The sequence below is a fragment of the Mitsuaria sp. BK037 genome, assembly GCF_014193045.1.
Classification (GTDB): domain Bacteria; phylum Pseudomonadota; class Gammaproteobacteria; order Burkholderiales; family Burkholderiaceae_C; genus Roseateles.
Genome location: NZ_JACHYS010000001.1, coordinates 1,765,167 through 1,785,896, shown reverse-complemented (window position 1 = coordinate 1,785,896; position 20,730 = coordinate 1,765,167). Strand labels below are relative to the sequence as shown.

General features: G+C 70.4%; 22 protein-coding genes and 1 pseudogene. 13 read left to right on the top strand and 10 right to left on the bottom strand.

Translation table 11 applies throughout. The annotated features are described in order from the left end of the window. Window positions 1-71 precede the first annotated feature (71 nt). A complete protein-coding gene (locus FHT37_RS07380; RefSeq protein ID WP_183479856.1) occupies window positions 72-1,484 on the bottom strand; it encodes an FAD-binding oxidoreductase in 1,413 nt (470 codons plus the stop codon). Beyond that, on the bottom strand, window positions 1,481-1,933 hold the full coding sequence (locus FHT37_RS07375) for a DUF2069 domain-containing protein (RefSeq protein ID WP_183479854.1): 453 nt from the start codon (window positions 1,931-1,933) through the stop codon (window positions 1,481-1,483). Before FHT37_RS07375 ends, FHT37_RS07380 begins: the two co-directional genes overlap by 4 nt. A 57-nt stretch (window positions 1,934-1,990) precedes the next feature. Between FHT37_RS07375 and FHT37_RS07370 the strand changes: the two genes are divergently transcribed. Then, window positions 1,991-3,265, top strand: coding sequence for a YihY family inner membrane protein (locus FHT37_RS07370; RefSeq protein ID WP_255489512.1), 1,275 nt, complete (start codon window positions 1,991-1,993; stop codon window positions 3,263-3,265). Here FHT37_RS07370 and FHT37_RS07365 read toward each other — a convergent pair. Both FHT37_RS07365 and FHT37_RS07360 read right to left on the bottom strand, forming a co-directional pair. Next, complete coding sequence (locus FHT37_RS07365) at window positions 3,249-3,569, bottom strand: hypothetical protein (protein WP_091724808.1); 321 nt, start codon at window positions 3,567-3,569, stop codon at window positions 3,249-3,251. The genes FHT37_RS07370 and FHT37_RS07365 overlap by 17 nt on opposite strands. Before the next feature lie 110 nt (window positions 3,570-3,679). Then, window positions 3,680-4,258, bottom strand: a complete 579-nt coding sequence (locus FHT37_RS07360) for a helix-turn-helix domain-containing protein (protein ID WP_183479850.1) — start codon at window positions 4,256-4,258, stop codon at window positions 3,680-3,682. Between the two features lie 129 nt (window positions 4,259-4,387). Between FHT37_RS07360 and kbl the strand changes: the two genes are divergently transcribed. The 4 genes from kbl to FHT37_RS07340 all read left to right on the top strand — a co-directional run bounded on the left by kbl (window position 4,388) and on the right by FHT37_RS07340 (window position 7,696). Further along, window positions 4,388-5,605, top strand: coding sequence for a glycine C-acetyltransferase (gene kbl, locus FHT37_RS07355; RefSeq protein ID WP_091724806.1), 1,218 nt, complete (start codon window positions 4,388-4,390; stop codon window positions 5,603-5,605). Window positions 5,606-5,626: 21 nt separating this feature from the next. Further along, on the top strand, window positions 5,627-6,604 hold the full coding sequence (locus FHT37_RS07350) for an NAD-dependent epimerase/dehydratase family protein (RefSeq protein WP_183479848.1): 978 nt from the start codon (window positions 5,627-5,629) through the stop codon (window positions 6,602-6,604). A gap of 42 nt (window positions 6,605-6,646) precedes the next feature. Then, window positions 6,647-7,381: a hypothetical protein gene (locus FHT37_RS07345; RefSeq protein WP_183479846.1), complete on the top strand. Its 735-nt coding sequence runs from the start codon at window positions 6,647-6,649 to the stop codon at window positions 7,379-7,381. A gap of 111 nt (window positions 7,382-7,492) precedes the next feature. Next, window positions 7,493-7,696: a hypothetical protein gene (locus tag FHT37_RS07340; protein ID WP_183479844.1), complete on the top strand. Its 204-nt coding sequence runs from the start codon at window positions 7,493-7,495 to the stop codon at window positions 7,694-7,696. Between the two features lie 43 nt (window positions 7,697-7,739). Here the strand turns inward: FHT37_RS07340 and FHT37_RS07335 are convergent, their stop codons facing one another. The 3 genes from FHT37_RS07335 to FHT37_RS07325 form a co-directional block, all read right to left on the bottom strand. Beyond that, complete coding sequence (locus FHT37_RS07335; protein ID WP_091724803.1) at window positions 7,740-8,099, bottom strand: DUF962 domain-containing protein; 360 nt, start codon at window positions 8,097-8,099, stop codon at window positions 7,740-7,742. A gap of 62 nt (window positions 8,100-8,161) precedes the next feature. Further along, a complete protein-coding gene (locus tag FHT37_RS07330; protein ID WP_183481373.1) occupies window positions 8,162-8,983 on the bottom strand; it encodes an alpha/beta fold hydrolase in 822 nt (273 codons plus the stop codon). Window positions 8,984-8,988: 5 nt separating this feature from the next. Next, window positions 8,989-10,302 carry an O-acetylhomoserine aminocarboxypropyltransferase gene (locus FHT37_RS07325; RefSeq protein ID WP_183479842.1) on the bottom strand — a complete coding sequence of 438 codons (1,314 nt, stop codon included), beginning with the start codon at window positions 10,300-10,302 and terminating at the stop codon, window positions 8,989-8,991. A gap of 100 nt (window positions 10,303-10,402) precedes the next feature. Here FHT37_RS07325 and FHT37_RS07320 point away from each other — a divergent pair, with 100 nt between their 5' ends. Then, window positions 10,403-10,858: a CBS domain-containing protein gene (locus tag FHT37_RS07320; protein WP_091724801.1), complete on the top strand. Its 456-nt coding sequence runs from the start codon at window positions 10,403-10,405 to the stop codon at window positions 10,856-10,858. Between the two features lie 219 nt (window positions 10,859-11,077). On the opposite strand, the gene FHT37_RS07315 is transcribed toward FHT37_RS07320, so the two are convergent. Next, window positions 11,078-11,419, bottom strand: a complete 342-nt coding sequence (locus FHT37_RS07315; protein ID WP_147242765.1) for a PRC-barrel domain-containing protein — start codon at window positions 11,417-11,419, stop codon at window positions 11,078-11,080. A gap of 164 nt (window positions 11,420-11,583) precedes the next feature. Here FHT37_RS07315 and FHT37_RS07310 point away from each other — a divergent pair, with 164 nt between their 5' ends. The 6 genes from FHT37_RS07310 (at window position 11,584) to FHT37_RS07285 (ending at window position 18,737) form a co-directional block, all read left to right on the top strand. Then, on the top strand, window positions 11,584-12,498 hold the full coding sequence (locus FHT37_RS07310) for a YihY/virulence factor BrkB family protein (RefSeq protein WP_175538285.1): 915 nt from the start codon (window positions 11,584-11,586) through the stop codon (window positions 12,496-12,498). Window positions 12,499-12,698: 200 nt separating this feature from the next. Then, the gene (locus FHT37_RS07305) at window positions 12,699-13,919 is read left to right on the top strand and encodes a hypothetical protein (protein ID WP_183479840.1); all 1,221 of its coding nucleotides are present in this window, start codon (window positions 12,699-12,701) and stop codon (window positions 13,917-13,919) included. A 142-nt stretch (window positions 13,920-14,061) separates the two neighbouring features. Next, window positions 14,062-15,123 (top strand): glycosyltransferase family 9 protein, encoded by a 1,062-nt coding sequence (locus FHT37_RS07300; RefSeq protein ID WP_183479838.1) that lies wholly within the window; start codon window positions 14,062-14,064, stop codon window positions 15,121-15,123. Between the two features lie 228 nt (window positions 15,124-15,351). After that, window positions 15,352-15,699, top strand: coding sequence for a hypothetical protein (locus FHT37_RS07295; protein WP_183479836.1), 348 nt, complete (start codon window positions 15,352-15,354; stop codon window positions 15,697-15,699). Window positions 15,700-15,961: 262 nt separating this feature from the next. After that, entirely contained in the window at window positions 15,962-17,437 is a 1,476-nt protein-coding gene (locus FHT37_RS07290) for a sigma-54 dependent transcriptional regulator (RefSeq protein ID WP_147242506.1), read from the top strand. Window positions 17,438-17,516: 79 nt separating this feature from the next. Next, on the top strand, window positions 17,517-18,737 hold the full coding sequence (locus FHT37_RS07285; protein WP_183479834.1) for a DNA topoisomerase IB: 1,221 nt from the start codon (window positions 17,517-17,519) through the stop codon (window positions 18,735-18,737). A 52-nt stretch (window positions 18,738-18,789) separates the two neighbouring features. Here the strand turns inward: FHT37_RS07285 and FHT37_RS25305 are convergent. Together FHT37_RS25305 and FHT37_RS07280 are read right to left on the bottom strand one after the other, a co-directional pair. Next, window positions 18,790-19,338: pseudogene (locus FHT37_RS25305) on the bottom strand (D-glycero-alpha-D-manno-heptose-1,7-bisphosphate 7-phosphatase); the annotation flags it as partial. 22 nt (window positions 19,339-19,360) lie between these two features. After that, window positions 19,361-19,894: a response regulator gene (locus tag FHT37_RS07280; protein WP_183479832.1), complete on the bottom strand. Its 534-nt coding sequence runs from the start codon at window positions 19,892-19,894 to the stop codon at window positions 19,361-19,363. Window positions 19,895-20,146: 252 nt separating this feature from the next. Between FHT37_RS07280 and FHT37_RS07275 the strand changes: the two genes are divergently transcribed. Next, entirely contained in the window at window positions 20,147-20,650 is a 504-nt protein-coding gene (locus tag FHT37_RS07275; RefSeq protein ID WP_183479830.1) for a hypothetical protein, read from the top strand. Window positions 20,651-20,730 lie beyond the last annotated feature (80 nt).

Sequence of the window (20,730 nt, the reverse complement as noted above, 5' to 3'; positions counted from 1 at the left end):
AGGAAAGCGCTCGCCGAAAGCCCCCGGGGAAAGCGCTCGGGAGAAGCGCCCGGGGGAAGCGCCGCGCGCCTTCAGACCACCCGGCCGGGGTTCAGCAGCCCGCGCGGATCCAGCGCCTGCTTGATCTGGCGCATCAGCTGCAGGGCCACCGGGCTCTTGCGCTGCGCCAGCTCCTCGCGTTTGAGCTGGCCGATGCCGTGCTCGGCCGAGATCGAGCCGCCGTGCGCGGCCACCTGGTCATAGACCAGCGCGTTGACCGCCGCCTCGTGCGTGCGCAGGAAGTCCGCGGGCGCGACGCCCTCCGGCGCCTGGACGTTGTAGTGCAGGTTGCCGTCGCCCAGATGGCCGAAGTCCACCAGCCGCGAGCCGGGGAAGCGCTCGGCCAGCAAGCGGTCGCAGCCTTCGACGAAATCGGGGATCCGCGACACCGGCAGCGCGATGTCGTGCTTGATGTTCAGGCCTTCCTCGCTCTGCGCCAGCGGAATGGACTCGCGCAGGTGCCACATCGCATGGCTCTGCGCCAGCGTCTCGGCCACCGCCGCGTCGTCGATGACGCCGCGCTCCAGCGCGTCCTCGAGCAGGGCCTCGAACTGCGCGCGGGCATGGGTCTCGCCCTCGCTGTCCGACAGCTCCAGCAGCACCGTCCACGGCCGCGGGCCCAGCGGCTGCGTCAGCTGCGGGAAATGCTTGCCCACCAGGGCCAGCGACAGCGCGTTCATCACCTCGAAGCCGGTCAGCGCCGCGCCGCAGCGCGCCTGCGCCAGGCCCAGCAGCGCGACCGCGTCGCGCAGCGTGTCGCAGGCGGCCAGCGCCGTCATCCGCGCCAGCGGCAGCGGATGCAGCTTCAGCGTCGCGGCCGTGATCACGCCCAGCGTGCCTTCCGAACCGATGAAGAGGTCGCGCAGGTCGTAGCCGGTGTTGTCCTTGCGCAGGCCGGACAGCCCGTCCCAGACGGTGCCGTCCGCGGTCACCACCTCCAGGCCCAGGCACAGCTCGCGCGCGTTGCCGTAGCGCAGCACCTGGGTGCCGCCGGCGTTGGTCGCCAGGTTGCCGCCGATGGTGCAGCTGCCTTCGGCGGCCAGGCTCAGCGGGAAGAGCAGGCCGGCGTCCCGCGCCGCCTGCTGCACCTGCTGCAGCACGCAGCCGGCGTCGACGGTCATGGTCAGGTTGGCGGGGTCGATCTGGCGCACGCGGTTGAGCCGCTGCAGGCTCAGCAGCAATTGCGTGCCGGAGTCGTCCGGCACGCCGCCCCCCACCAGGCCGGTGTTGCCGCCTTGCGGGACCAGCGGCACGCCGTGCTCGCGCGCCAGCGACACGATCGCCGCGACCTGCGCGGTGTCGGCCGGCCGCACGACCGCCAGCGCGCGACCCGCATAGCGCTTGCGCCAGTCGCGCTCGTAGCCGGAAAGGTCGTGCTCGCCGGGCAGCAGGACATGCGCCTGGCCCAGGCAGGCGCGCAGGGCGTCGATCAGCGCGGCGCTCATGCGGCGTCTCCCGTCGATCGGGCCTCGGTCGCGCGCGCCTGCGCCAGCCGCAGGCGGATCTGCGCCGCGCAGGCGATGAAGATCGTCAGCGACAGGGCGACCTCGATCCACCCCAGCGCCATGCCGGCGCCGCCCTCGGAGGTGCCGCGCACCAGGCCCTCGGTCATGTAGAGCCAGATCATCAGGCTGACCCAGCGGTAGGTGTAGAGCCGGTAGCGCCACAGGCCGGGCAGCGGCAGCAGCAGCGGCAGGGCCTTGATCGCCAACGTGCCGCGGCCGGTCGGCGCGAGCCACAGTTCCCAGGCCAGGCAGACCAGCGCCAGCGCCAGCGTGGCGAGGAATGCGACCTGGCGGCTGCCGCGCTCGCGCGCGGTCGGCTCGGTGCGGGAGGTCGGGGGGCGGGCGGTCGTCGAGGTCGTCGCGGTCGCGGGCGGCGCGGTCGGTGTCATCGCGAGGCGATCCGCGGGGCGGCGGCGAGGGTTGACATGGCTGGCATCATAGCCAGCATGTTGAGGGAACCTAGCAGTGATCAGGCGCCGCCGCAGAGCTGGCGCGAGGGCATCCGCGAGCTCGCGCGCGAGCTGTTGACCTGGCCTTACGCACGCACGCTGCGCCTGTTCGTGCAGCGCTTCCGGGAGGAGCGCCTGGGCCTGACCGCCGGCAGCCTGACCTTCACCACGCTGATCTCGCTCGTGCCCCTGCTGACCGTGGCGCTGGCGCTGTTCACCGCGTTCCCGATGTTCTCCAGCTTCCAGTCGGCGCTGGAGAAATACTTCCTCAAGTCGCTGATCCCCGACAACATCGCGCGCCCGGTGCTGATGTCGCTGACGCAGTTCGCGGCCAAGGCCAACCGGCTGGGCGTGGTCGGCCTGATCGTGCTGGCGGTGACGGCGCTGTCGCTGATGCTGACGATCGACCGCACGCTCAACCAGATCTGGCGCGTGCAGCGGCCGCGTCCGATCGCGCAGCGGGTGCTGGTGTACTGGGCGGCGATGACGCTGGGCCCGCTGCTGCTGGGCGGCAGCCTGACCGTCACCAGCGTGCTGATCACCTACAGCCGGGACCTGGTCGACAACATGCCGCGCGGCCTGGTGGTCCTGCTCAACAGCGTGGACCTGGTGGTGCTGTGGGGCGCGATCGCGGCGCTCTTCCATTACGTGCCCAACACCGACGTGCGCTGGCGCCACGCGCTGACCGGGGCGGCCTTCGTCGCGGTGGCCTTTCACTTGGCCAAGCAGGCGCTGGCCTGGTACGTGAAGCAGGTGCCGACCTATTCGACGCTCTACGGCGCCTTCGCGGCGGTGCCGATCTTCCTGATCTGGATCTACGTCGGCTGGTCGATCGTGCTGCTCGGCGCGATCCTGGCGGCCAATGCGCCGGCGCTGGCCGGCGGCGTCAGCGTGCGCCGCAACCGGCCCGGCATGCAGATGGCGCTGGCGCTGGACGTGGTGCGGGAGCTCGAGGCCGCGCGCGCGGGCGGGGAGTCGGGGCTGTCGATGCTGGCGATGTCGCAGCGCATGAGCGTCGATCCGCTGCAGCTCGAACCGGTGCTCCAGCAGCTGCAGAAGCTGGACTGGGTCGGCCGCCTGGAGGAGGAGGGCGCCCAGCGCGTGGTGCTGCTGTGCGAGCCGGCCTCGACGAGCGCCGAGCCGCTGGTGCGCGCGCTGCTGGCCGAGCGCCAGCCGGGGCTGGCGGCCCTGTGGGAGCAGGCCGGCTGGGGGCGCGCCACGCTGGGCGCGCTGATCGAGCGGCCGGTGCCGGTGGCTAGCGCCACAGCGTGACGGCCGCGCCGCCGATCACCGCCAGCAGGGCCACGATCGAATAGACCGCCCGCCGGTAGGGCGGCTTGGGCCGCGTGGCGCCGGTGGGCTTCATGCCGTACTTGGGCGTCGCGCCCAGCGGCAGCGCGGCCTTGTCGATCAGCGGCTGCGCGCGGTGCTCGCGGGCGCGCTGCTCGGCCACGCGCAGGCGCGCCGAACCATCGAGCAGCTGGAGCTGCTTCGCCTGGGTCTCGGTGTCGACGGTGGCCGGCTGGGTCGGGGTGGGGATGTGGGGATGCTTCTCTGAAAACGAGCGTTGCTGCATGTGGACTGCCTTGACTGCAATACGCTCCCTCGCCTCCGCGAATCGGGCGATTGTCTCGACCACGACGCGCGGGTCAAGTAACAGGAGGTGATCCGGGGCGTTCGCCGCGATCAGGCGTGCAGCACCACGAGCAGCGCCGTCGCCGCCTTCTTCGACAGGTTGCGGATCGCGTGTGCACCGTCCACGGCGTAGCGCGCGGTCTCGCCGCTCTTGACGAGCTGGCGGCTGCCGCCGGCCGTGACCTCGAGCTCACCGGCCAGCACGCTCAGGTGCTCGCGGGAGCCGGGCTCGTGCGCGGCGGACTCGAGCGCGCCGCCGGGCTGCACCGTCAGCTCGTACCACTCGAAGTTGCCGGCCAGGTCAATGGGGCCGAGGATGCGCAGCCGGCACAGGCCGTCCGGGCTCGACAGCGCTGGCGTCGCGTGCGAGGCGACCACCTCGATCGGCGGCGCGGCGGGCCGCTCGCCACCCAGCAGCTCCGACAACTCCACCCGCAGCGCATTGGCAAGCCGCCACACCACGGCCACCGTGGGATTGGCCTGGTTGCGCTCGATCTGCGAGAGCATGGACTTGGAGACGCCCGCCCGCCGCGACAGCTCGTCCAGCGACAGGCCCTGGGCTTGCCGCAGCGCCTGCAGCGTCGCGCCCACGCGGGGAGGTTCCAGTTTTTCGGAAGGATTGGTGGACATGGGCGGCGGGCGGGGAGTTCCGGGGCGGAAGGCGGCGCCTTGACCGGCCTCCGCTCTTCCTTGATACTGCACGGCTGTTCGATATAACGAACGCGTTCGATTTAACGGATTGTGCCGCAGGAGCACCGCATGACCAACATCGCCTCCCCGTCCACCGACGACTTCTATCGCCACCTGCAGAACGAGCTGCAGGGCATCCGCGACGCCGGCCTCTTCAAGAGCGAACGCATCATCACCAGCCCGCAGGGCGCCGTCGTCAAGACGCGAGACGGGCGCGAGGTCCTCAACCTGTGCGCCAACAACTACCTGGGCCTGTCCTCGCATCCGAAGGTGGTGGAGGCCGCCCACGAGGCGCTGCGCACCCATGGCTACGGCCTGTCGTCGGTGCGCTTCATCTGCGGCACGCAGGACATCCACAAGGAACTCGAGCAGCGCCTGGCGCGGTTCCTCGGGACCGAGGACACCATCCTCTACGCCGCCGCCTTCGACGCCAACGGCGGGCTGTTCGAGCCGCTGCTGGGCGAGCAGGACGCGATCATCAGCGACGAGCTGAACCACGCGTCCATCATCGACGGCATCCGCCTGTGCAAGGCCAAGCGCTTCCGCTACAAGCACAACGACATGGCCGACCTGGAGGCGCAGCTGACCGCGGCCCGCGCCGCCGGCGCGCGTCACGTCATGGTCTTCACCGACGGTGTGTTCTCGATGGACGGCACGATCGCGCAACTGGACAAGATGCGCGAGATCACCGATCGCTTCGGCGCGCTGCTGGCGATCGACGAATGCCATGCCAGCGGCTTCATGGGCAAGACCGGCCGCGGCACCCACGAGTACCGCGGCGTGTTCGGCAAGGTCGACATCATCACCGGCACGCTGGGCAAGGCGCTGGGTGGCGCGTCGGGCGGCTTCACGACGGGGCGCAAGGAAGTGATCGAGCTGCTGCGCCAGCGCTCGCGGCCCTACCTGTTCTCCAACACGGTGGCGCCGAGCATCGTCGGCGCGTCCATCGCCGTGCTGGACCTGCTGGAAGGGAGCACCGCGCTGCGCGACAAGCTCGAGGCCAACACCGCCTTCTTCCGCGAGGCCATCCAGCAGGCGGGTTTCCAGATCAAGCCGGGCACGCATCCGATCGTGCCGGTGATGCTGTTCGACGCGGTCAAGGCGCAGCAACTGAGCGCGCGGCTGCTGGAACTGGGCGTGTACGCGGTCGGTTTCTTCTATCCGGTGGTGCCCAAGGAGCAGGCCCGGGTGCGGGTGCAGATCTCGGCGGTGCACGAGCGCGAGCACCTGGAGCGGGCCGTCGCCGCGTTCGCGCAGGCGGGCCGCGAGCTGGGACTGGTGAAGTAAGGCGCTGAGAAGAAGATCCCCATGACGACCAAGATCCTGTTGATCGGCGCGAACGGCCAGATCGGTTCCGAACTGGCGGTGGAGTTGGCCAAGCGCCATGGCAACGCCAATGTCATCACCAGCGACGTGGCCCCGCAGGGCCGCGTGCCGCAGCTGACCCACGAGATGCTGGACGTCACCGACGCGGCGGCGCTGGCGGCGGTGGTCAAGCGCCACGGCATCACGCAGATCTATCACCTGGCCGCGGCGCTGTCGGCCACGGGCGAGAAGCATCCGATGTGGGCCTGGGACCTGAACATGAAGGGCCTGCTGAACGTGCTGGAGCTGGCGCGCACGGCGAAGCTGGAGCGCGTGTTCTGGCCGAGCTCCATCGCGGCCTTCGGACCGCAGACGCCCAAGCAGGCCACGCCGCAGACGACGGTGATGGACCCGACGACGATCTACGGCATCTCCAAGCTGGCCGGCGAGGGCTGGTGCCGCTGGTACCACGCCAACCACGGCGTCGACGTGCGCAGCCTGCGTTATCCCGGCCTGATCAGCTGGAAGACGCCCCCGGGCGGCGGCACGACCGACTACGCGGTGGAGATCTTCCACGAGGCGCTCAAGCATGGCCGCTACACCTGCTTCCTGAAGGAGGACCAGGCGCTGCCGATGATGTACATGCCGGATGCGCTGCGCGCGACGATCGAGCTGATGGAGGCGCCGGCGGAGCGCATCACCGAGTGGGGCAGCTACAACCTGGCGGGCGTGAGCTTCACGCCGGAGCAGATCGCCGCGTCGATCCGCCGCCGCATCGCGGGCTTCACGATCGACTACGCGCCGGACTTCCGCCAGAACATCGCCGCGAGCTGGCCGCAGTCCATCGACGACAGCGTCGCGCAGCGCGACTGGGGTTGGAAGCTGGGCTACGACCTGGACGCGATGGCTGACGACATGCTGGCCTCGCTGAAGGCGCAAGCCGAGCAGAGCGCCTCGGCCGCCCAGGCAGCACAGGCCTGAGGACGTAGAGTCACGGGCTGTCTTCGTTGCCCTGAACACACCGTGTCCCGACTCGCCGCCGAATTCCAACGCCTCTACGCCGCCGGCCCCGATGGTGCCTCGCGCGCGCTTGTGCTTGATGTGGGGCGCCCGTCGGACTGGGAGTTGCTTGCCAACGTGTGGCGCGGCGTGCAGCTCGACCTGGCGCTGCCCGCGCCGGGCATCGCCATCGAGGGCGAGAACAGCTATCAGCTGTGGTTTTCGCTGGAGCGCGGCTGCGCGCCTGAGGCGGCCGCCGCCTTCTTCGAGGGCCTGAAGTCCCGATACCTGGCCGGCATCGCGGGCCCGCGCATTCGCTGCCTGACGGAGCCGCCGGTGGTGCCGGCCGAAGTCCGGGAAGGGCAATGGTCGGCGTTCGTCGCACCGGACCTCGCGCCGGTGTTCGTCGAGGCGACGTGGCTGGACATCCCGCCCGGCGCCGAAGGCCAGGCGGATTTGCTGAAGTCCTTGAAGTCGATAACGCCGCAGGCGTGGGAAGCGGCGCTGGCGACCCTCGCGCCGCGCGGCCCGCAGGACGACGGCGCGCGCCCTGACGGGCGCTCGGACCGCGCATCGACCGGCGAGGCGACGCCGGAAGCGCCGCGGGCGATGTCGACGCCTGCCGTTCAGTCAACCATCCCGACGAACTTCACCGACCCCCGCACCTTCCTGCTGCACGTCATGAACGACGCGACGCTGCCGATGGCGATGCGGATCGAGGCGGCCAAGGCCTTGCTGCCTGAATCGGGCAAGTCCTGACTGGATGCGGGCAGCGCCGGTCCGATGTCGGCATCGACAGGTCAATGACCCGGGCCTCCCACCGCGACAGAGTTCCAGCTCGGCTGCAACTCATCGAGGAAGGAGATTCAGATGCCTGTTAGGTTCATCGTCAGCGAGTACAACTTGCTCTGGGAGGCGCTGAAGCTCTACGAGCGCCATCTGCAGCAGGCGTCCTCCGCGGCGGAGAGTGAAGATGCGCAGATTCTGGCCGACGAGAAGCTGATCAAGCTCGCGGCCATGTTCAAGGACGTGCAGGCCGGTGCAAAGGACGATTGGGGACTGACTCTGAATTGATCTTCATGTGCCGGGCGCCCTTGGCCGTGCGAGAACCCTGCGCTCAAAAGCGGATCTTCCCGGTCCAGATGTCCTTGTACATGACCCAGTCGCCCATGAAGCTGTAGAGCGGGCGCTTGAACGAGGCGGGCTTGTTCTTCTCGAAGCCGAAGTGCCCCACCCAGGCGAAGGCGTAGCCGCACAGCAGCCCGACCAGGATGAAGCCCCAGCGCTGCGTCGCGAGCGCGTAGGCCAGGAACGCCAGCCCCAGCGTCGAGCCGACGAAGTGCAGTCGGCGGCAGGTGCGGTTGCGGTGCTCGCCGAGGTAGAAGGGATAGAACTCGGCGAAGCTGCGCATCGCCTTCACGCGGTCCGCGCCGGCGTCCGAGTCGCGCGGCGCGTGGGGCAGGGGGCTGGTGCTCATGGGCGTCTCCTGGCGCGGCCCTCGCGGGGCCGTCTGCGGGTGAGGGACTCACCGTACGGCGCTCAGCCGAGCGCCGCCTTCAGCGCATTCAACATCCCTTCCGGCGCCTCGGTCATCAGTGAATGCCCGGCCGGCAGCGTCTGCACCCGCGCGCCCAGCAACTCGGCGAGTTGCTTCGCCGCCTTGGGCGGCGTCATCGCGTCCTTCGCGCCAAGGATCAGCTCGGTCCGCACGCCGGCGGCCGTCAGCGTCGCGGCGGCCTGCGGCGCACCCTGGTAGCGATCGCAGACCAGGAAGTCGTGCTCGAACAGGTTGCCCCGTTCGCCGTAGCCATCCTGCATGCGCTCCATCAGCGCGAGGTTGCCGCCGTGCAGCCACGCGCCCGGTCCCGGATAGGACGGCTTGCCGGCGGTCGTCGCATGCGAGAACGCGTTGACCATGGCCATCGCCGCCCGCGGCCGCTCGCGCGAGGTGGCCAGCAGCGCGTCCGAAACCTTCATCGGCCAGGCCGTGCCGACCATCGCCAGCCTGGCGATGCGCGCCGGGCGCCGTGCCGCGGCCTCGAGCGCGATCAGCGATCCCATCGAGTGCCCGACCAGCGAGACCGCGCCGTCGGCCGTCACGCCGGCGGTGTCCAGCAGCGCGTTGATCCAGTCGCCGAGCGCCTCGACGTCATCCAGCGCCGGCCCGGCGCTGCGGCCGTGGCCGGGCAGGTCCACCGCCAGCACGCCGCGCCCGTGGTGGGCGAAGTAGCGGGCCAGCAGCGTCCACACGCTGTGGTCGTGCAGCGCGCCGTGGATGAACACGACGACGGGCAGCGTCGCGTCGAAGCGCTTGCCGCCGGTGTAGGCGTAGGCCGCGCGGCCTTGGACGTTCAGCTTCATCGCGCTCATTTGGCGGCCACCTTCAATGCGGACTTGAGATCGGCGATCAGGTCCTCGGGATCCTCCAGGCCGATCGACAGCCGGATCGTTCCTGCGCCGATGCCGGAGGCGGCGAGCGCCGCGTCGTCCATGCGGAAATGCGTCGTCGAGGCGGGATGGATCACCAGCGAGCGCGCATCGCCGACATTGGCCAGGTGCGAGAACAGCCGCAGCGATTCGATGAAGCGCCGGCCGGGCTCGCGGCCGCCCTTCAGGTCGAAGCTGAACACCGCGCCGGCGCCCTTGGGCAGCAGGCGCTGCGCCAGCGCGTGGTCGCGGTGCGAGGGCAGGCCGGGGTAGTTGACGCGTTCGACGATGTCCTGCGATTCGAGGAACTCGGCGATCCGCTGGGCGTTGCTCACGTGGCGCTGCATGCGCAGCGGCAGCGTCTCGATGCCTTGCAGCATCAGCCAGGCGGTGTGCGGGCTCATGCAGGCGCCGAAGTCGCGCAGGCCTTCGCGGCGCGCGCGCAGCAGGAAGGCGCCCACCGTGCTTTCCTCGCTGAACACCATGCCGTGGAAGCCGTCGTAGGGTTCGCAGAGTTCGGCGTAGCGGCGGCGGTCGCCGCTGGCCGCGTGGGCGCGGTCCCAGTCGAAGCGGCCGCCGTCGACCAGCAGCCCGCCCACCACGGTGCCGTGGCCGCAGAGGAACTTGGTCGCCGAGTGATGGACCAGGTCGGCGCCCAGCGCGATCGGCTGCTGCAGGTAGGGGGTTGCGAAGGTCGCGTCCACCAGCAGCGGGCGGTGGGCGTCGTGGGCGATCTGGGCGATGGCGGGGATGTCCAGCACGTCCAGTCCCGGGTTGCCCAGGCTTTCGCCGAGCAGCAGCCGGGTCTCGGGCCGGATCGCCGCGCGCCAGGCGTCGAGGTCGCCGGGCCGGACGAAGGTTGTCGAGATGCCGAAGCGCTTGAGCGTGTAGTGCAGCAGATTGTGCGAGCCGCCGTACAGCGCGCTCGAGGCCACGATGTGGTCCCCGGCGCTGGCGATCGTGGCGATGGCCAGGTGCAGTGCGGCCTGGCCGCTGGCGGTGGCGATGGCGCCGACGCCGCCGTCGAGTGCGGCGATGCGTTCCTCCAGCACGGCGGTCGTCGGGTTGGACAGCCGGGAGTAGACGTGTCCGCTGCGCTCCATGTTGAACAGGCCGGCGGCCTGTTCGGCGCTTTCGAACACGAAGGAGGTGGTCAGGTGCAGCGGCACGGCGCGGGCGCCGGTGCTGGGGTCGGGCGCGGCGCCGGCGTGTAGCGCCAAGGTATCAAAGCCCGGGTCGGAAGGACCTGACATGGGTGGTCTCCTGCTTGTGATGCGGTGAGGTGAGGTCTGGCGCCGGGCATTGTGTGCTATGTTGGCGGCCAACTTTTCCTCACGTTTTTCTCAGGCGACCATGAAAGTCTCCGACATCCTGCGCGTCAAGGGCAGCACGCTGTTCACTGTCTCTCCGGACACGCCGCTGGCGCAAGCGGCCGAGACCATGGCCGAGCGCGACATCGGCTCGCTGGTCGTGATGGAGTTTGGCGACCTGGTGGGCATGCTCACCTTCCGCGAGGTCATCCAGGCGGTGGTGGGCAATGGCGGGAGTGTCGGGACGCGGCTGGTGCGCAGCGTGATGGATGATGCGCCGCTGACCTGCACGCCGGAGACCGAGATCGACGAGGTGCGGCGGATGATGCTGGGTCGTCACGCGCGCTACATGCCGGTGCTCAATGGCAAGCAGTTGATGGGCGTGATTTCGTTCTACGACGTGGCCAAGACGGTGGTGGATGCGCAGGATTTCGAGAACCGAATGCTGAAGGCCTACATCCGGGACTGGCCGTCCGAGGACGGCGCCCAGCCCTCCTGACGCGACTCGCGCACAAGAAAAAACGCCCCGCTTCCACGGGGCGTTTGTCTTTGCCCACCGCGCCCTCGGTCAAGGGGCAGTCGTGCGCGGCGAGACAGATGTGATGCCTGCCGCGGTGTCCGGCTGGGATGCGGGGCTAGGCGCAGACCGGAGCCATAGCGGCGCTATGGCGAGGATCTGCAACGCCGCCCCGCGCCCAGCCGGGCGCCGCGGCGGGCGTCACATCCAGGCGACGCCATAGTAGTCGTAGACCTTGCGGCCGTACTCGTCGGTGTACTCGGGGCGGTCGGTCTGGGCGTAGCGTGGGGCCTTCTCGAGCTGGTCTTCGCGCAGGGGGACGACGTAGCCGTCGAGGCTGGTGTCGTACTTGAGCATGTTCCAGGGGATGGGATAGCGGTCGGTGCCGATGCCCATGAAGCCGCCGAACTCCAGGGCTGCATAGCGGACGAGTCCCGAGCGTTTGTCGATCACCAGGTTGTCGATGGTGCCGAGCTTGTCGCCGTTGCCGTTGTAGACCTTGGTGCCTTCGACGCGATCGGAGGCGATGGTGGTGCTGGCCATGAGGGGGTTCTCCTAGTCAGTTGCGATAAGGGGAAGGAGGCAAATCGCGTGCCGCGCTCCTCCCAGCCACCCGCTCACCCGCCCCTCGCCCGTACGCAACTCGACCGGGAATTTCCCTTGCCTGAACAAGGGAACCCTTCACCGCCGCGCCGCGGCCCTCCCGCATGCCCAAGCTGCCCACCGCCGTCCGTGAAGCCGTCGACATCGTCAGCGAGGCCGCGCAAGGCTGGAGCGACGACAACGCGCCCAGCATGGGCGCGGCGCTGGCCTACTACACGCTGTTCTCGATCGCGCCGCTGCTGCTGATCGTCATCAGCGTGGCCGGGCTGGTGTTCGGCGAGCAGGCCGCGCGCGGCGAGGTGATGGCGCAGCTCTCCGACCTGCTGGGCACGCAGGGCGCGATGGCCGTGGAGGACCTGCTCAAGCGCGTGAACCGGCCCGACGAGGGTGGCTGGGCCGCCGCGATCGGGACCGTCGTGCTGCTGGTGGGCGCGACCTCGGTCTTCGCCGAGCTGCAGAACTCGCTCAACCGCATCTGGAAGGCGCCGCTGGCGAATAGCGGTCCCGTCTGGAAGAGCCTGCTGACGCTGCTGCGCAAGCGGCTGCTGTCCCTCGGGCTGATCCTCGGCCTGGGTTTCCTGTCGATGGTGTCGATGGTGGCCAGCGCCGCGCTGGCGGCGATCAGCAAGTGGTGGACCGGCTGGCTGGGCGCGGAGTTCGTGCTGCTGGCGCAGGTGCTGAACGCCACGCTCGCCTATGCGCTGATCACCGTGATGTTCGCCGTCATCTACAAATGGGTGCCGGACGTGCCGGTGCGCTGGCGCGACGTCTGGGTGGGCGCGCTGATCACCTCGGCGCTGTTCAGCCTGGGCAAGACGCTGATCGGGCTCTACATCGGCCGCAGCGGCGTCAGTTCCGCCTACGGCGCGGCGGCGTCGCTGGTGGTGATGATGCTGTGGGTCTACTACTCGACGCAGGTCTTCCTGATGGGTGCCGAACTCAGCTGGGCCTTCGCCAAGCGCCACAGCCTGCGGGAGCAGGCGGCCGCCACCGCGGCGCGGGCGCTGCAGGCTCGCTGAAACCTTTGTCGGCGCGGTGCCGACGCCGCGCCGACGTCCCGTAGCCGTTCCCCTGACGACCCGTGGATGCCCGATGAACACGGGGATTCCGGCCATCAGGTCCGTCGACGCCGGCATGAGGTTTGCCTTGATCCCTTGTGGATTCGGCGGCATGGGCCGCCGGGTTTGTACAACCGGCGAAACGCCTGAAAGGAAGTGCCATGAACCAGTATGGGCAACGAGGCAGACAGGATCAGCGTCAGGACAACCAGTGGGGCCAGGGCGATCGCGATCGTTCGCACTACGGGGCGCAGACGGGCAGCCAGCGCGGCCAGGACCGGTCGCGGGAGGACCAGCAGGCGGCCTACCAGGGCTCGAGCTTCCAGGCCGACCCGGATGACTCGCGCGGCGGCAGCTACGGCGGCGGTTACGGCGGCAGCTATGGTCAGGGCCGTGACGAGCGCGACGACTACCGCCAGGACTACCGCAGCCACGGCGACTTCCAGAGCCAGGGTGGCTACCGCGGCGGCTACGAGAACGAAGGTTGGGGCGGTGATCGCGGGCGCTCGATGAGCGGCAACTACGGCGGTGGCAGCCAGGGCGACAGCGGTGGCTACGGCGGCTACAGCGGGTCCGGCGATTACGGCAGCCGCAGCTATGGCGCGTCCAGCGGCTACGGGCGTGACAGTACCGGCTCGGGCGGCTATCGCGACCAGGGACCGCGCCATGAAGGCTGGCGCGAGGACGCCGGTCGCCGCGGTGACTATGGCGGCATGGCCGGCTCCAGCTCGAGCAGCAGCTATGGCGCCTCGCTCGGCGAGCATTACGGCGGCAGCCAGGACGCGCAGGGTGGCGGACTCGAAGGTCGCGGTTATCCGGGCAGCCAGCGTGGCGGCTATGGCGGCCAGTCCGGCGGCTACGGAGGGCAGTCTGGCGGTTATGGTGGCCAGTCCGGCAGCTATGGCGGTTCGGGTGGTTCGGGCAGCTACGGCGGTTACGGCGAACAGGGCGGCGGCTACGGCGCCCAGTCGCAGCGCCGGCAGCATTACGACCCCGACTACGAGCAATGGCGCGCCGAGCAGATGCGCAGCCTCGACAACGACTATCACGGCTGGCGCCAGGACCGCTACCAGAAGTTCTCCGAGGACTTCAACAAGTGGCGGTCGGAGCGCTCCTCGCGGCAGGGCTCGTCCAGCGGCACCGGATCCTCGTCGGGGCAGTCGATGAGTTCGCAGGACACCAGCGACTCGACGCGCTTCGGGCAGGGCGGCAACACGCTGGGTAGCGGCACCGGGACGCACGAGAGCGGCCAGTCCACCACCAGCGGGTCGTCCAGCCTGTCCAGCGCCTCCACCGGCGCCACGCCCGGCGCATCCAGCAGCACGACGCCGGGCTCGTCCTCCGGTACCTCCTCGGGGGCGTCCTCCAGCAAGACCAAGTGAGGCCGCGATGAGCCGCGCGTCGCGGTGACGCGATCAGCGCGGCGGTACAACGGAACGGCAGCCGAACGCGAGCGGGCGATCACGCGGCAGACCGCGTGGATGCTTGTTGTTGGTCCGGCATGCCGCTTGCCGCGCGAGCCTCATGATCGCGACGAGCCTCGAACAGCGCGCCCGCCCGCCGAGCCCTCCCGGACTGGGCGAGGCGGGCGTTCCCGTGCTCGACGGCGCGGCGCCGGTCGACGCGCGCTCGCTGGCCGAGGCGCGCCATCGCCGCTGGTGCAACGTGCGCCGCGTGCTGCTGGTGCGGCTCGACGGCGTCGCCGGCGTGCTGGCTTCGACGGCCGCCTTCGCGGCCCTGCACGAGACGATGCCGTGGACGCAGCGGACGCTGCTCGCCGCGCCGGAGGCCCTCGTCCTGCGACCGCACCTGCAAGCGGTCGACGAACTGCTCACCTTCAACGCGCCCTGGACCGCCGACGGCGCCGCCGCGCTGAACGCAGAACCGTCCACCATGCGCGGCGATGCCGAGATGCACCTGGTGCGCAAGCTGCGCCGCAGCCACTTCGACGCGGCGGTGCTGTTCGCGGCTTCCTCGCAGGCGGCGTTGCCGGCGGCGCTGCTGTGCCGCATGGCCGGCATCCCGCTGACGCTCGCCCAGGTGCGCGAGCCGGCGCACGGGCTGCTCAGCGACGAACTGCTGGGCGACGACACCGCCCAGGACGACACGCGTCGCCAACTCGATCTCGTCGGCCATGTGGGCATGCGCACGGCGGACGAGCGGCCGCGGCTGCGCCTGCTGCCCAAGGACAGCCACCAGATGCGGAACGCCTTGCAGCAAGCGGGGTTGCGCTTCGGTCAGCGCTACCTGCTGGTGTGCCCCGGCGGCGGCGGCGCGCGGCACTGCCCGATGGCGGCCTACGCCGCGGCCGTGGACGTGCTGATCGACACCTGGGCCGACGACACCGCGGTGGTCCTGTGCGCGCTGCCCGGCGACGAAGCCGCGCTGGCGGAATTGCGCGCGGCCATGCCCGCGCGGGGACAGGTCTTGCCGCCGGTGTCCTCCATCGGCGAACTGGCGGCGCTGGCCGCAGACGCGCGCGTGATGATCGCCGCGGACGACCTGCCGCTGACCGTCGCCGCCGCCGCGCGAGTGCCGGCGGTGCTGCCCGGTCAGGCCTTGCGACGGGAGATGAGCCCGCCCTGATCGTGGCGGGGCTGTCCCGTGTTCGCGAGGTCGGCGGCGGGCCGGAGCGCCACCTCCTGATGTCCCGAAAAACGGTGCGAAATCGTCACCGAACGTTCCGCCGGGCACGGCGCTTGCCCTGGTCGCGGGCCGCGCGCGGACGTGCGGCGCCTGCGCGGCCGGACGGATGTCCGCGCCGCGCTCGATCCCCGGATCGACACCCCGTTTTTCCATCACAGGAGGTTTTTCATGCACCTGCGCAAGCTCGCCTGGGCGATGCCGCTGATGCTGGCCGCGACCGCGGTCCAGGCGGACAGCTCCGGCAGTTTCCTGGAGGGTGCCAAGCTCGCGGCGCTGAGCCGACCGGAGGCCGCGGCCCCGGCGCACAGCCCCTCCCACCGCCACCCGGCCGCCGTCAGAACCGCTGCTCCAGCCCAGACGCCGGTCTTGCAGACAGTCCCCGCGCCCGGCCCGTCCGCCGCCATCGACACGGAAGACGAGCCCGCCGACGCCACCTTCGAGATCCGCAACTTCCTCACCCTGGTCGTCGCCTTGGCCTTGGTGGGATGGATCCAGCGTCGCCGCCGGGATGTCTGACCCGACCTTCCCTTGGCCGGCACCGGCGCGGTCCGCGGACCGCCTCCCGGTGCCGTTTTCGTGCGCCATTGTTCGAATGTCGTGCGTGCCTGGTTGTTGATCGCCAGGTCGTCACCGGAATTTTTTTCAAATGAGTTCAGGCAGGGGCTGGCAAGCCGGCCGCTTGCTGCAAGAATGAGTTATCCGGGTTCGACAGACATTCATCACGAATCGTCGAATCCCCACGCCCAGGCGTGTTCCCCCCACACACAAGGATGTACCGGTGACCCATGCGTTGATCGTGGATGACGATGTCGATTCCGTCGCCACCCTGCAGGAACTGATTGCGAGCGAGAAATTCACCGTGTCGGTGGCCCACACCTTGCGCGATGCCCGGAGGCACATCGCGCTGCAGCAGCCCGATGTCGTGCTGCTCGACCTGCAACTGCCCGACGGCAACGGGATGGAGCTGTTCCAGGACCCGCAGCTGGTGGCCAATTCCGAGGTGGTGCTGATCACCGGCCACGCCAGCCTGGACACCTCCATCCAGGCGCTGCGCATGGGCGCCGCCGACTACCTGGTCAAGCCCATCAACATCACGCAGCTGCAGGGCGTGCTGTCGCGGGTGATGAAGCCCGCCGCGCTGCAGGCGGAGGTGTCCGAGCTGAACGCCAACCTCGCGCAGAGCGGCCACTTCGGCCTGCTCTGGGGCCGCACCCAGCCGATGCAGCGGATCTACGAGCAGATCTCGCGCGTGGCCGGCACCAGCGTGTCGGTCTTCATCAACGGCGAAAGCGGCACCGGCAAGGAGTTGGTGGCGCAGACCGTCCACGACCTCAGCCGCCGCCGCAAGAAGCCGTTCCTGGCGGTCAACTGCGGCGCCATCTCGCCCAACCTGATCGAGAGCGAGATCTTCGGCCACGAGAAGGGCGCCTTCACCGGCGCGGACAAGCAGCACGAAGGTTTCTTCGAGCGCGCCAGCGGCGGCACGCTGTTCCTGGACGAGCTCACCGAGATGCCGATGGAACTGCAGGTCAAGCTGCTGCGCGTGCTGGAAACCGGGCGCTTCATGCGCGTGGGCTCGACCACCACGCTGGATGCCGACGTGCGGGTGATCGCCGCGTCGAACCGGCCGCTGCTGCAGGCGGTGCAGGCGGGCAAGCTGCGCGAGGACCTGCTGTACCGCCTCAACGTCTTCCCGATCGAGATGCCGCCGCTGCGCGACCGCCTGGACGACGTGCCGCTGCTGGCCGACCACTTCCTGCGCCAGATCGCGGCCAAGGAAGGCAAGAACAAGCGCTTCACCGCCAAGGCGCTGGCGCAGCTGCAGACCTACCACTGGCCCGGCAATGTGCGCGAGCTGCGCAACGCGGTCCAGCGCGCCTACGTGATGGCCGCCGGCGACATCGTCGACGAGCAATGGCTGCCCAAGGGCGAGGGCGCCGAGATCCCGGCCACGGCCGCCTCCGCGGCGGCGGTGACCAGCTTCGGCGCGGCGCCGGGGCAGCCCGCCGCGGCGCCCGCGGTCCCGACGCTGGTCGCGGGCTCGGGCGAGTCGTCCGGTCCGTCGATCACGATGCCGCTGGGCAGCTCGATGGCGCAGGTCGAGAAGGCCTTCATCCTGGCCACGCTGCAGCACTACAAGCATCACAAGGAGCAGACGGCGGCCGTGCTCGGCATCAGCCTGAAGACGCTCTACAACCGGCTCAAGGAATACGCCGCGGAGGACGCGGCGGCGGCCGACAAGGCCGCGCAGTAACGGGCGGTCGCACGCGCGATCTCGGCTCGTCGCGCGGCCCGGCATGCGCCCTGCCTGGGGAAGGCAGGAGGACGAGCCGATGGGACTGCGCTGGGTCTGTGACGATGAACCGGGACTGCGCCGCGTGCGCGCGGCCCGCGGCTTCCGGTATGTCGACGCGGACGGGCGTCCGGTGCGGGACGAGGCCACGCTGCGGCGCATCCGCGCGCTGGCCATCCCGCCGGCCTATGTGGATGTCTGGATCTGTCCCCGCGACGACGGACACATCCAGGCCACGGCGCGCGACGCGCGCGGACGCAAGCAGTACCGCTATCACGCCGACTGGATGGCGCTGCGGGGCGAGAACAAGTTCGGCCTGCTGCTGGACTTCGGCCATCGCCTGCCGCGGCTGCGCCGCCAGGTGCAACGCCGCCTGCGCGACGGTGGCCTCGATCGCGAGCGGGTGCTGGCGGCGCTGGTGCGGCTGCTCGATCGCACCTGGATGCGCATCGGCCATCGCGAGTACGCGCGCAGCAACGGCTCCTACGGCCTGAGCAGCCTGTTGTCGCGCCACGTGAAGGTCAAGGGCGACGCGCTGCTGCTGAGCTTCCCCGGCAAGAGCGGCGTGCGGCACCAGCTCGCCGTGCGCGACGACCGCGTGGCCGCGCTGGTGCGGCGCTGCCGCGACCTGCCGGGACAGGAGCTCTTCGGCTACGAGGACGAAGCCGGCATCGCGCATCGCATCGATGCCTCGGACGCGAACGACTGGCTCGCCGAGGCGGGCGGGCCGACCTGCAGCGCCAAGGTGTTCCGCACCTGGCATGCCAGCGTGCTCGCGCTGGACCTGCTGCTGGCGCATGCGCGCGCCGGCACCGCGCCGGTCGACGCGCAGAAGCAGACGGTAAAGGACGTCGCCGCGCGCCTGGGCAATACCGCCGCGGTCTGTCGCAAGTCCTACATCCATCCCGCCGTGCTGGCCTGGGCGCAGTCGGACCAGTTGGCCGCGCTGCCGACGCAGCGCTGGACGCAGTCGCCCCCGGCGCTGCCCGGACTGAGCGTCGCCGAACGCCGGCTGCTGGGGCTGCTGCGGACGCAGCCGCGCGTGGCGATCGCTACGCCGATGCCGGCGCCGTCGGCGCGGGCGCCGCGCCCGCGGGCCTCGACGGCGACATCGGCAGCGACGACAAGCCCTTCGGCGCGCCCGCAGCGGCCGCCGCGCCCGCCGCGTCGAAAGGGTCCAGCGGCGGCTCCTGCGCGTCAACGGTCCACGCGGACGCGTGCGCGCGCAGCAGGTGATCGCACAGCGACGGCCAGTCGCTGAAGACGCCGTCGGGCTCGCGCAGTGGCGAGCGCCGCCAGGTGGTTTCGCCGCCGGTGTCCAGCAGCAGGCCGGACGCGCCGGCGCGATGGCCGGCCTCGACGTCGTCGAGCAGGTCGCCCACCATCGTCGACCGCGCCAGGTCCAGGCCGTGCGCCCGCGCGGCGCGGGTAAGCATCCCCGGCGCGGGCTTGCGGCACAGGCAGCCGGGCCGGCCCTGCGCATCGGGCGCATGCGGGCAGACCGCCACGTCGTCGAGCGTCACGCCGAAGTCGTCCTTCAGGCGCCGCACCAGCGCCGCCTGCAGCCCGGCGAACTGGACCCGCGTGAACGCGCCGCGGGCGATGCCGCTCTCGTTGGTGACCAGCACCAGCGCCAGCCCCGCGGCCTGCAACCGGGCGAGCGCCTCGCCGGCGCCCGGCATCAGGCGCAGCCGCGCCGGATCGGTGATGGCGCCGTCGTCCGGGACCGTCAGCGTGCCGTCCTTGTCGAGGAAGACGGCGGGACGCAGCCGCGCGCGCGCCGGCCTGCCGGCAGGCGCGCGGGAAAAGTCGAGGTCGTGTAGGGAGAGGGTGGCGAGGGGGGCGTCGAGCCAGACAGTCACGAGGGCAGCCTCCGCGGCGCGTTCAGCGCATCCAGCCGTAATCGGTCTGGCGCGGCGCCAAGGACTGCTTGTGCCGCGCCATCATGCCGGCCTCGCGGCGCGCCGGGCCGTCGGCGGCCGGGTCGATGACGACGCCGGCCTGAACGGACGGTGCCGTCCGTTCGGCGCCCAGGTGCTGCCCGCCACGCGGCGGCGGCAGCAGCTCGGCCAGGCGGTCCAGCGTCTTGCGCACGTCCAGCGGCTTGGCCCAGAGCTCGAGGAAGCCCGCGCCGAGCGCGTCGAAATCGGAATCGGCGGTCACCGCGATCGCCGGCACCTGCGCCCAGCCGCGCCGCATGCGCAGCAGCTTCAGCAGGTCGGAACCGTGGCAGTCGGGCAGGTTCAGGTCCACCAGCAGCAACGAGGGCTGCAGCCGCGCGCTCAGGCGCCAGGCCGGCATGCCGGCCTCGGCCACATGCAGCCGCAGGTCGCGGCGTTGCTCGAACATCGCCTCCATCACGATGACGTTGAGCGGGCTGTCTTCGATGTACAGCACCGACGTGAGACCGTCGTTCATCGTTTCGCTCCTTCCCTGGTCCTTCAGTTGGTCGCGAAAAAGGGCAATCCTCGTGCCCGGATGCGTCCCAATCCTTGGGGATGTCACGCATTCGGCTCCAGCGGTGTAACCGCCCGACGACCGATCCGTCAACGGTCCTGACACGATGTCGGGGGCTTGGGATTTCGTGCTTCGCCATCCGGAAAGGCGAAGCGCGCGATGGGTACGAGGCTTGCCTTGCCGAGGAAGACTCGCCACTCCAAGGAGCCCGTCATGGCCACGAGTACCCGAGCCGGCGCCGCCGGCGGCAGCGACGACGACCGTCCCACCAGCTTCGGCGTCCACAAGCCGGTGGACCACCTGGTGATCAGCTTCCCCGGCGCCGCCGAGGCGGGCCAGGCGCGCGCCGCGCTGGCGGCGCACGGCATCGCCGAGGCCGACCTGCACGCGGTGGACGATCGCGAGATGGTGAAGCTGGTCGAGCGCGACCTGCGCCATGCCAGCCCGCTGGCGGCGATCGGGCAGGAGATCAACCTGCTGCGCAGCCATGGCGAGCTGGCCGAACGCGGCTACCACTTCCTGGTCGTCAAGGCCAAGGACGATGCGCAGGCGCGCGAGATCGCCGAGATCGCGCGTCGCAACCGGGCCGAGCGCGCCCAGTATTACGGGCACTTCATCATCGAGGAGCTGCTCGAGCCCGAAGGCGGTCGGCCGCAGGTGGCCGAGTCGCCGCACCGCGGCCTGGACGCTCATCCGAAGCCGCCGCTGCCACGCTGAATCGCGCCTGCGAATGACGGCACGCGGCTTGCCGTCACCCCGATTACTGTCCCGGCACTCCCGCCGCCCTCGTGCACGAC

Excerpts from the sequence above, each read along its gene's own strand:
- FHT37_RS07340 (WP_183479844.1), top strand. The coding sequence starts at position 7,493 with ATGCCTGTTAGGTTCATCGTCAGCGAGTACAACTTGCTCTGGGAGGCG.
- FHT37_RS07330 (WP_183481373.1), bottom strand. The coding sequence starts at position 8,983 with ATGAAGCTGAACGTCCAAGGCCGCGCGGCCTACGCCTACACCGGCGGC.
- FHT37_RS07380 (WP_183479856.1), bottom strand. The coding sequence starts at position 1,484 with ATGAGCGCCGCGCTGATCGACGCCCTGCGCGCCTGCCTGGGCCAGGCG.
- FHT37_RS07280 (WP_183479832.1), bottom strand. The coding sequence starts at position 19,894 with ATGAACGACGGTCTCACGTCGGTGCTGTACATCGAAGACAGCCCGCTC.
- FHT37_RS07335 (WP_091724803.1), bottom strand. The coding sequence starts at position 8,099 with ATGAGCACCAGCCCCCTGCCCCACGCGCCGCGCGACTCGGACGCCGGC.
- FHT37_RS07350 (WP_183479848.1), top strand. The coding sequence starts at position 5,627 with ATGACGACCAAGATCCTGTTGATCGGCGCGAACGGCCAGATCGGTTCC.
- FHT37_RS07360 (WP_183479850.1), bottom strand. The coding sequence starts at position 4,258 with ATGTCCACCAATCCTTCCGAAAAACTGGAACCTCCCCGCGTGGGCGCG.
- FHT37_RS07320 (WP_091724801.1), top strand. The coding sequence starts at position 10,403 with ATGAAAGTCTCCGACATCCTGCGCGTCAAGGGCAGCACGCTGTTCACT.
- FHT37_RS07275 (WP_183479830.1), top strand. The coding sequence starts at position 20,147 with ATGGCCACGAGTACCCGAGCCGGCGCCGCCGGCGGCAGCGACGACGAC.
- FHT37_RS07310 (WP_175538285.1), top strand. The coding sequence starts at position 11,584 with ATGCCCAAGCTGCCCACCGCCGTCCGTGAAGCCGTCGACATCGTCAGC.
- FHT37_RS07285 (WP_183479834.1), top strand. The coding sequence starts at position 17,517 with ATGGGACTGCGCTGGGTCTGTGACGATGAACCGGGACTGCGCCGCGTG.
- kbl (WP_091724806.1), top strand. The coding sequence starts at position 4,388 with ATGACCAACATCGCCTCCCCGTCCACCGACGACTTCTATCGCCACCTG.
- FHT37_RS07315 (WP_147242765.1), bottom strand. The coding sequence starts at position 11,419 with ATGGCCAGCACCACCATCGCCTCCGATCGCGTCGAAGGCACCAAGGTC.
- FHT37_RS07375 (WP_183479854.1), bottom strand. The coding sequence starts at position 1,933 with ATGACACCGACCGCGCCGCCCGCGACCGCGACGACCTCGACGACCGCC.
- FHT37_RS07365 (WP_091724808.1), bottom strand. The coding sequence starts at position 3,569 with ATGCAGCAACGCTCGTTTTCAGAGAAGCATCCCCACATCCCCACCCCG.
- FHT37_RS07295 (WP_183479836.1), top strand. The coding sequence starts at position 15,352 with ATGCACCTGCGCAAGCTCGCCTGGGCGATGCCGCTGATGCTGGCCGCG.
- FHT37_RS07300 (WP_183479838.1), top strand. The coding sequence starts at position 14,062 with ATGATCGCGACGAGCCTCGAACAGCGCGCCCGCCCGCCGAGCCCTCCC.
- FHT37_RS07370 (WP_255489512.1), top strand. The coding sequence starts at position 1,991 with ATGTTGAGGGAACCTAGCAGTGATCAGGCGCCGCCGCAGAGCTGGCGC.
- FHT37_RS07305 (WP_183479840.1), top strand. The coding sequence starts at position 12,699 with ATGAACCAGTATGGGCAACGAGGCAGACAGGATCAGCGTCAGGACAAC.
- FHT37_RS07325 (WP_183479842.1), bottom strand. The coding sequence starts at position 10,302 with ATGTCAGGTCCTTCCGACCCGGGCTTTGATACCTTGGCGCTACACGCC.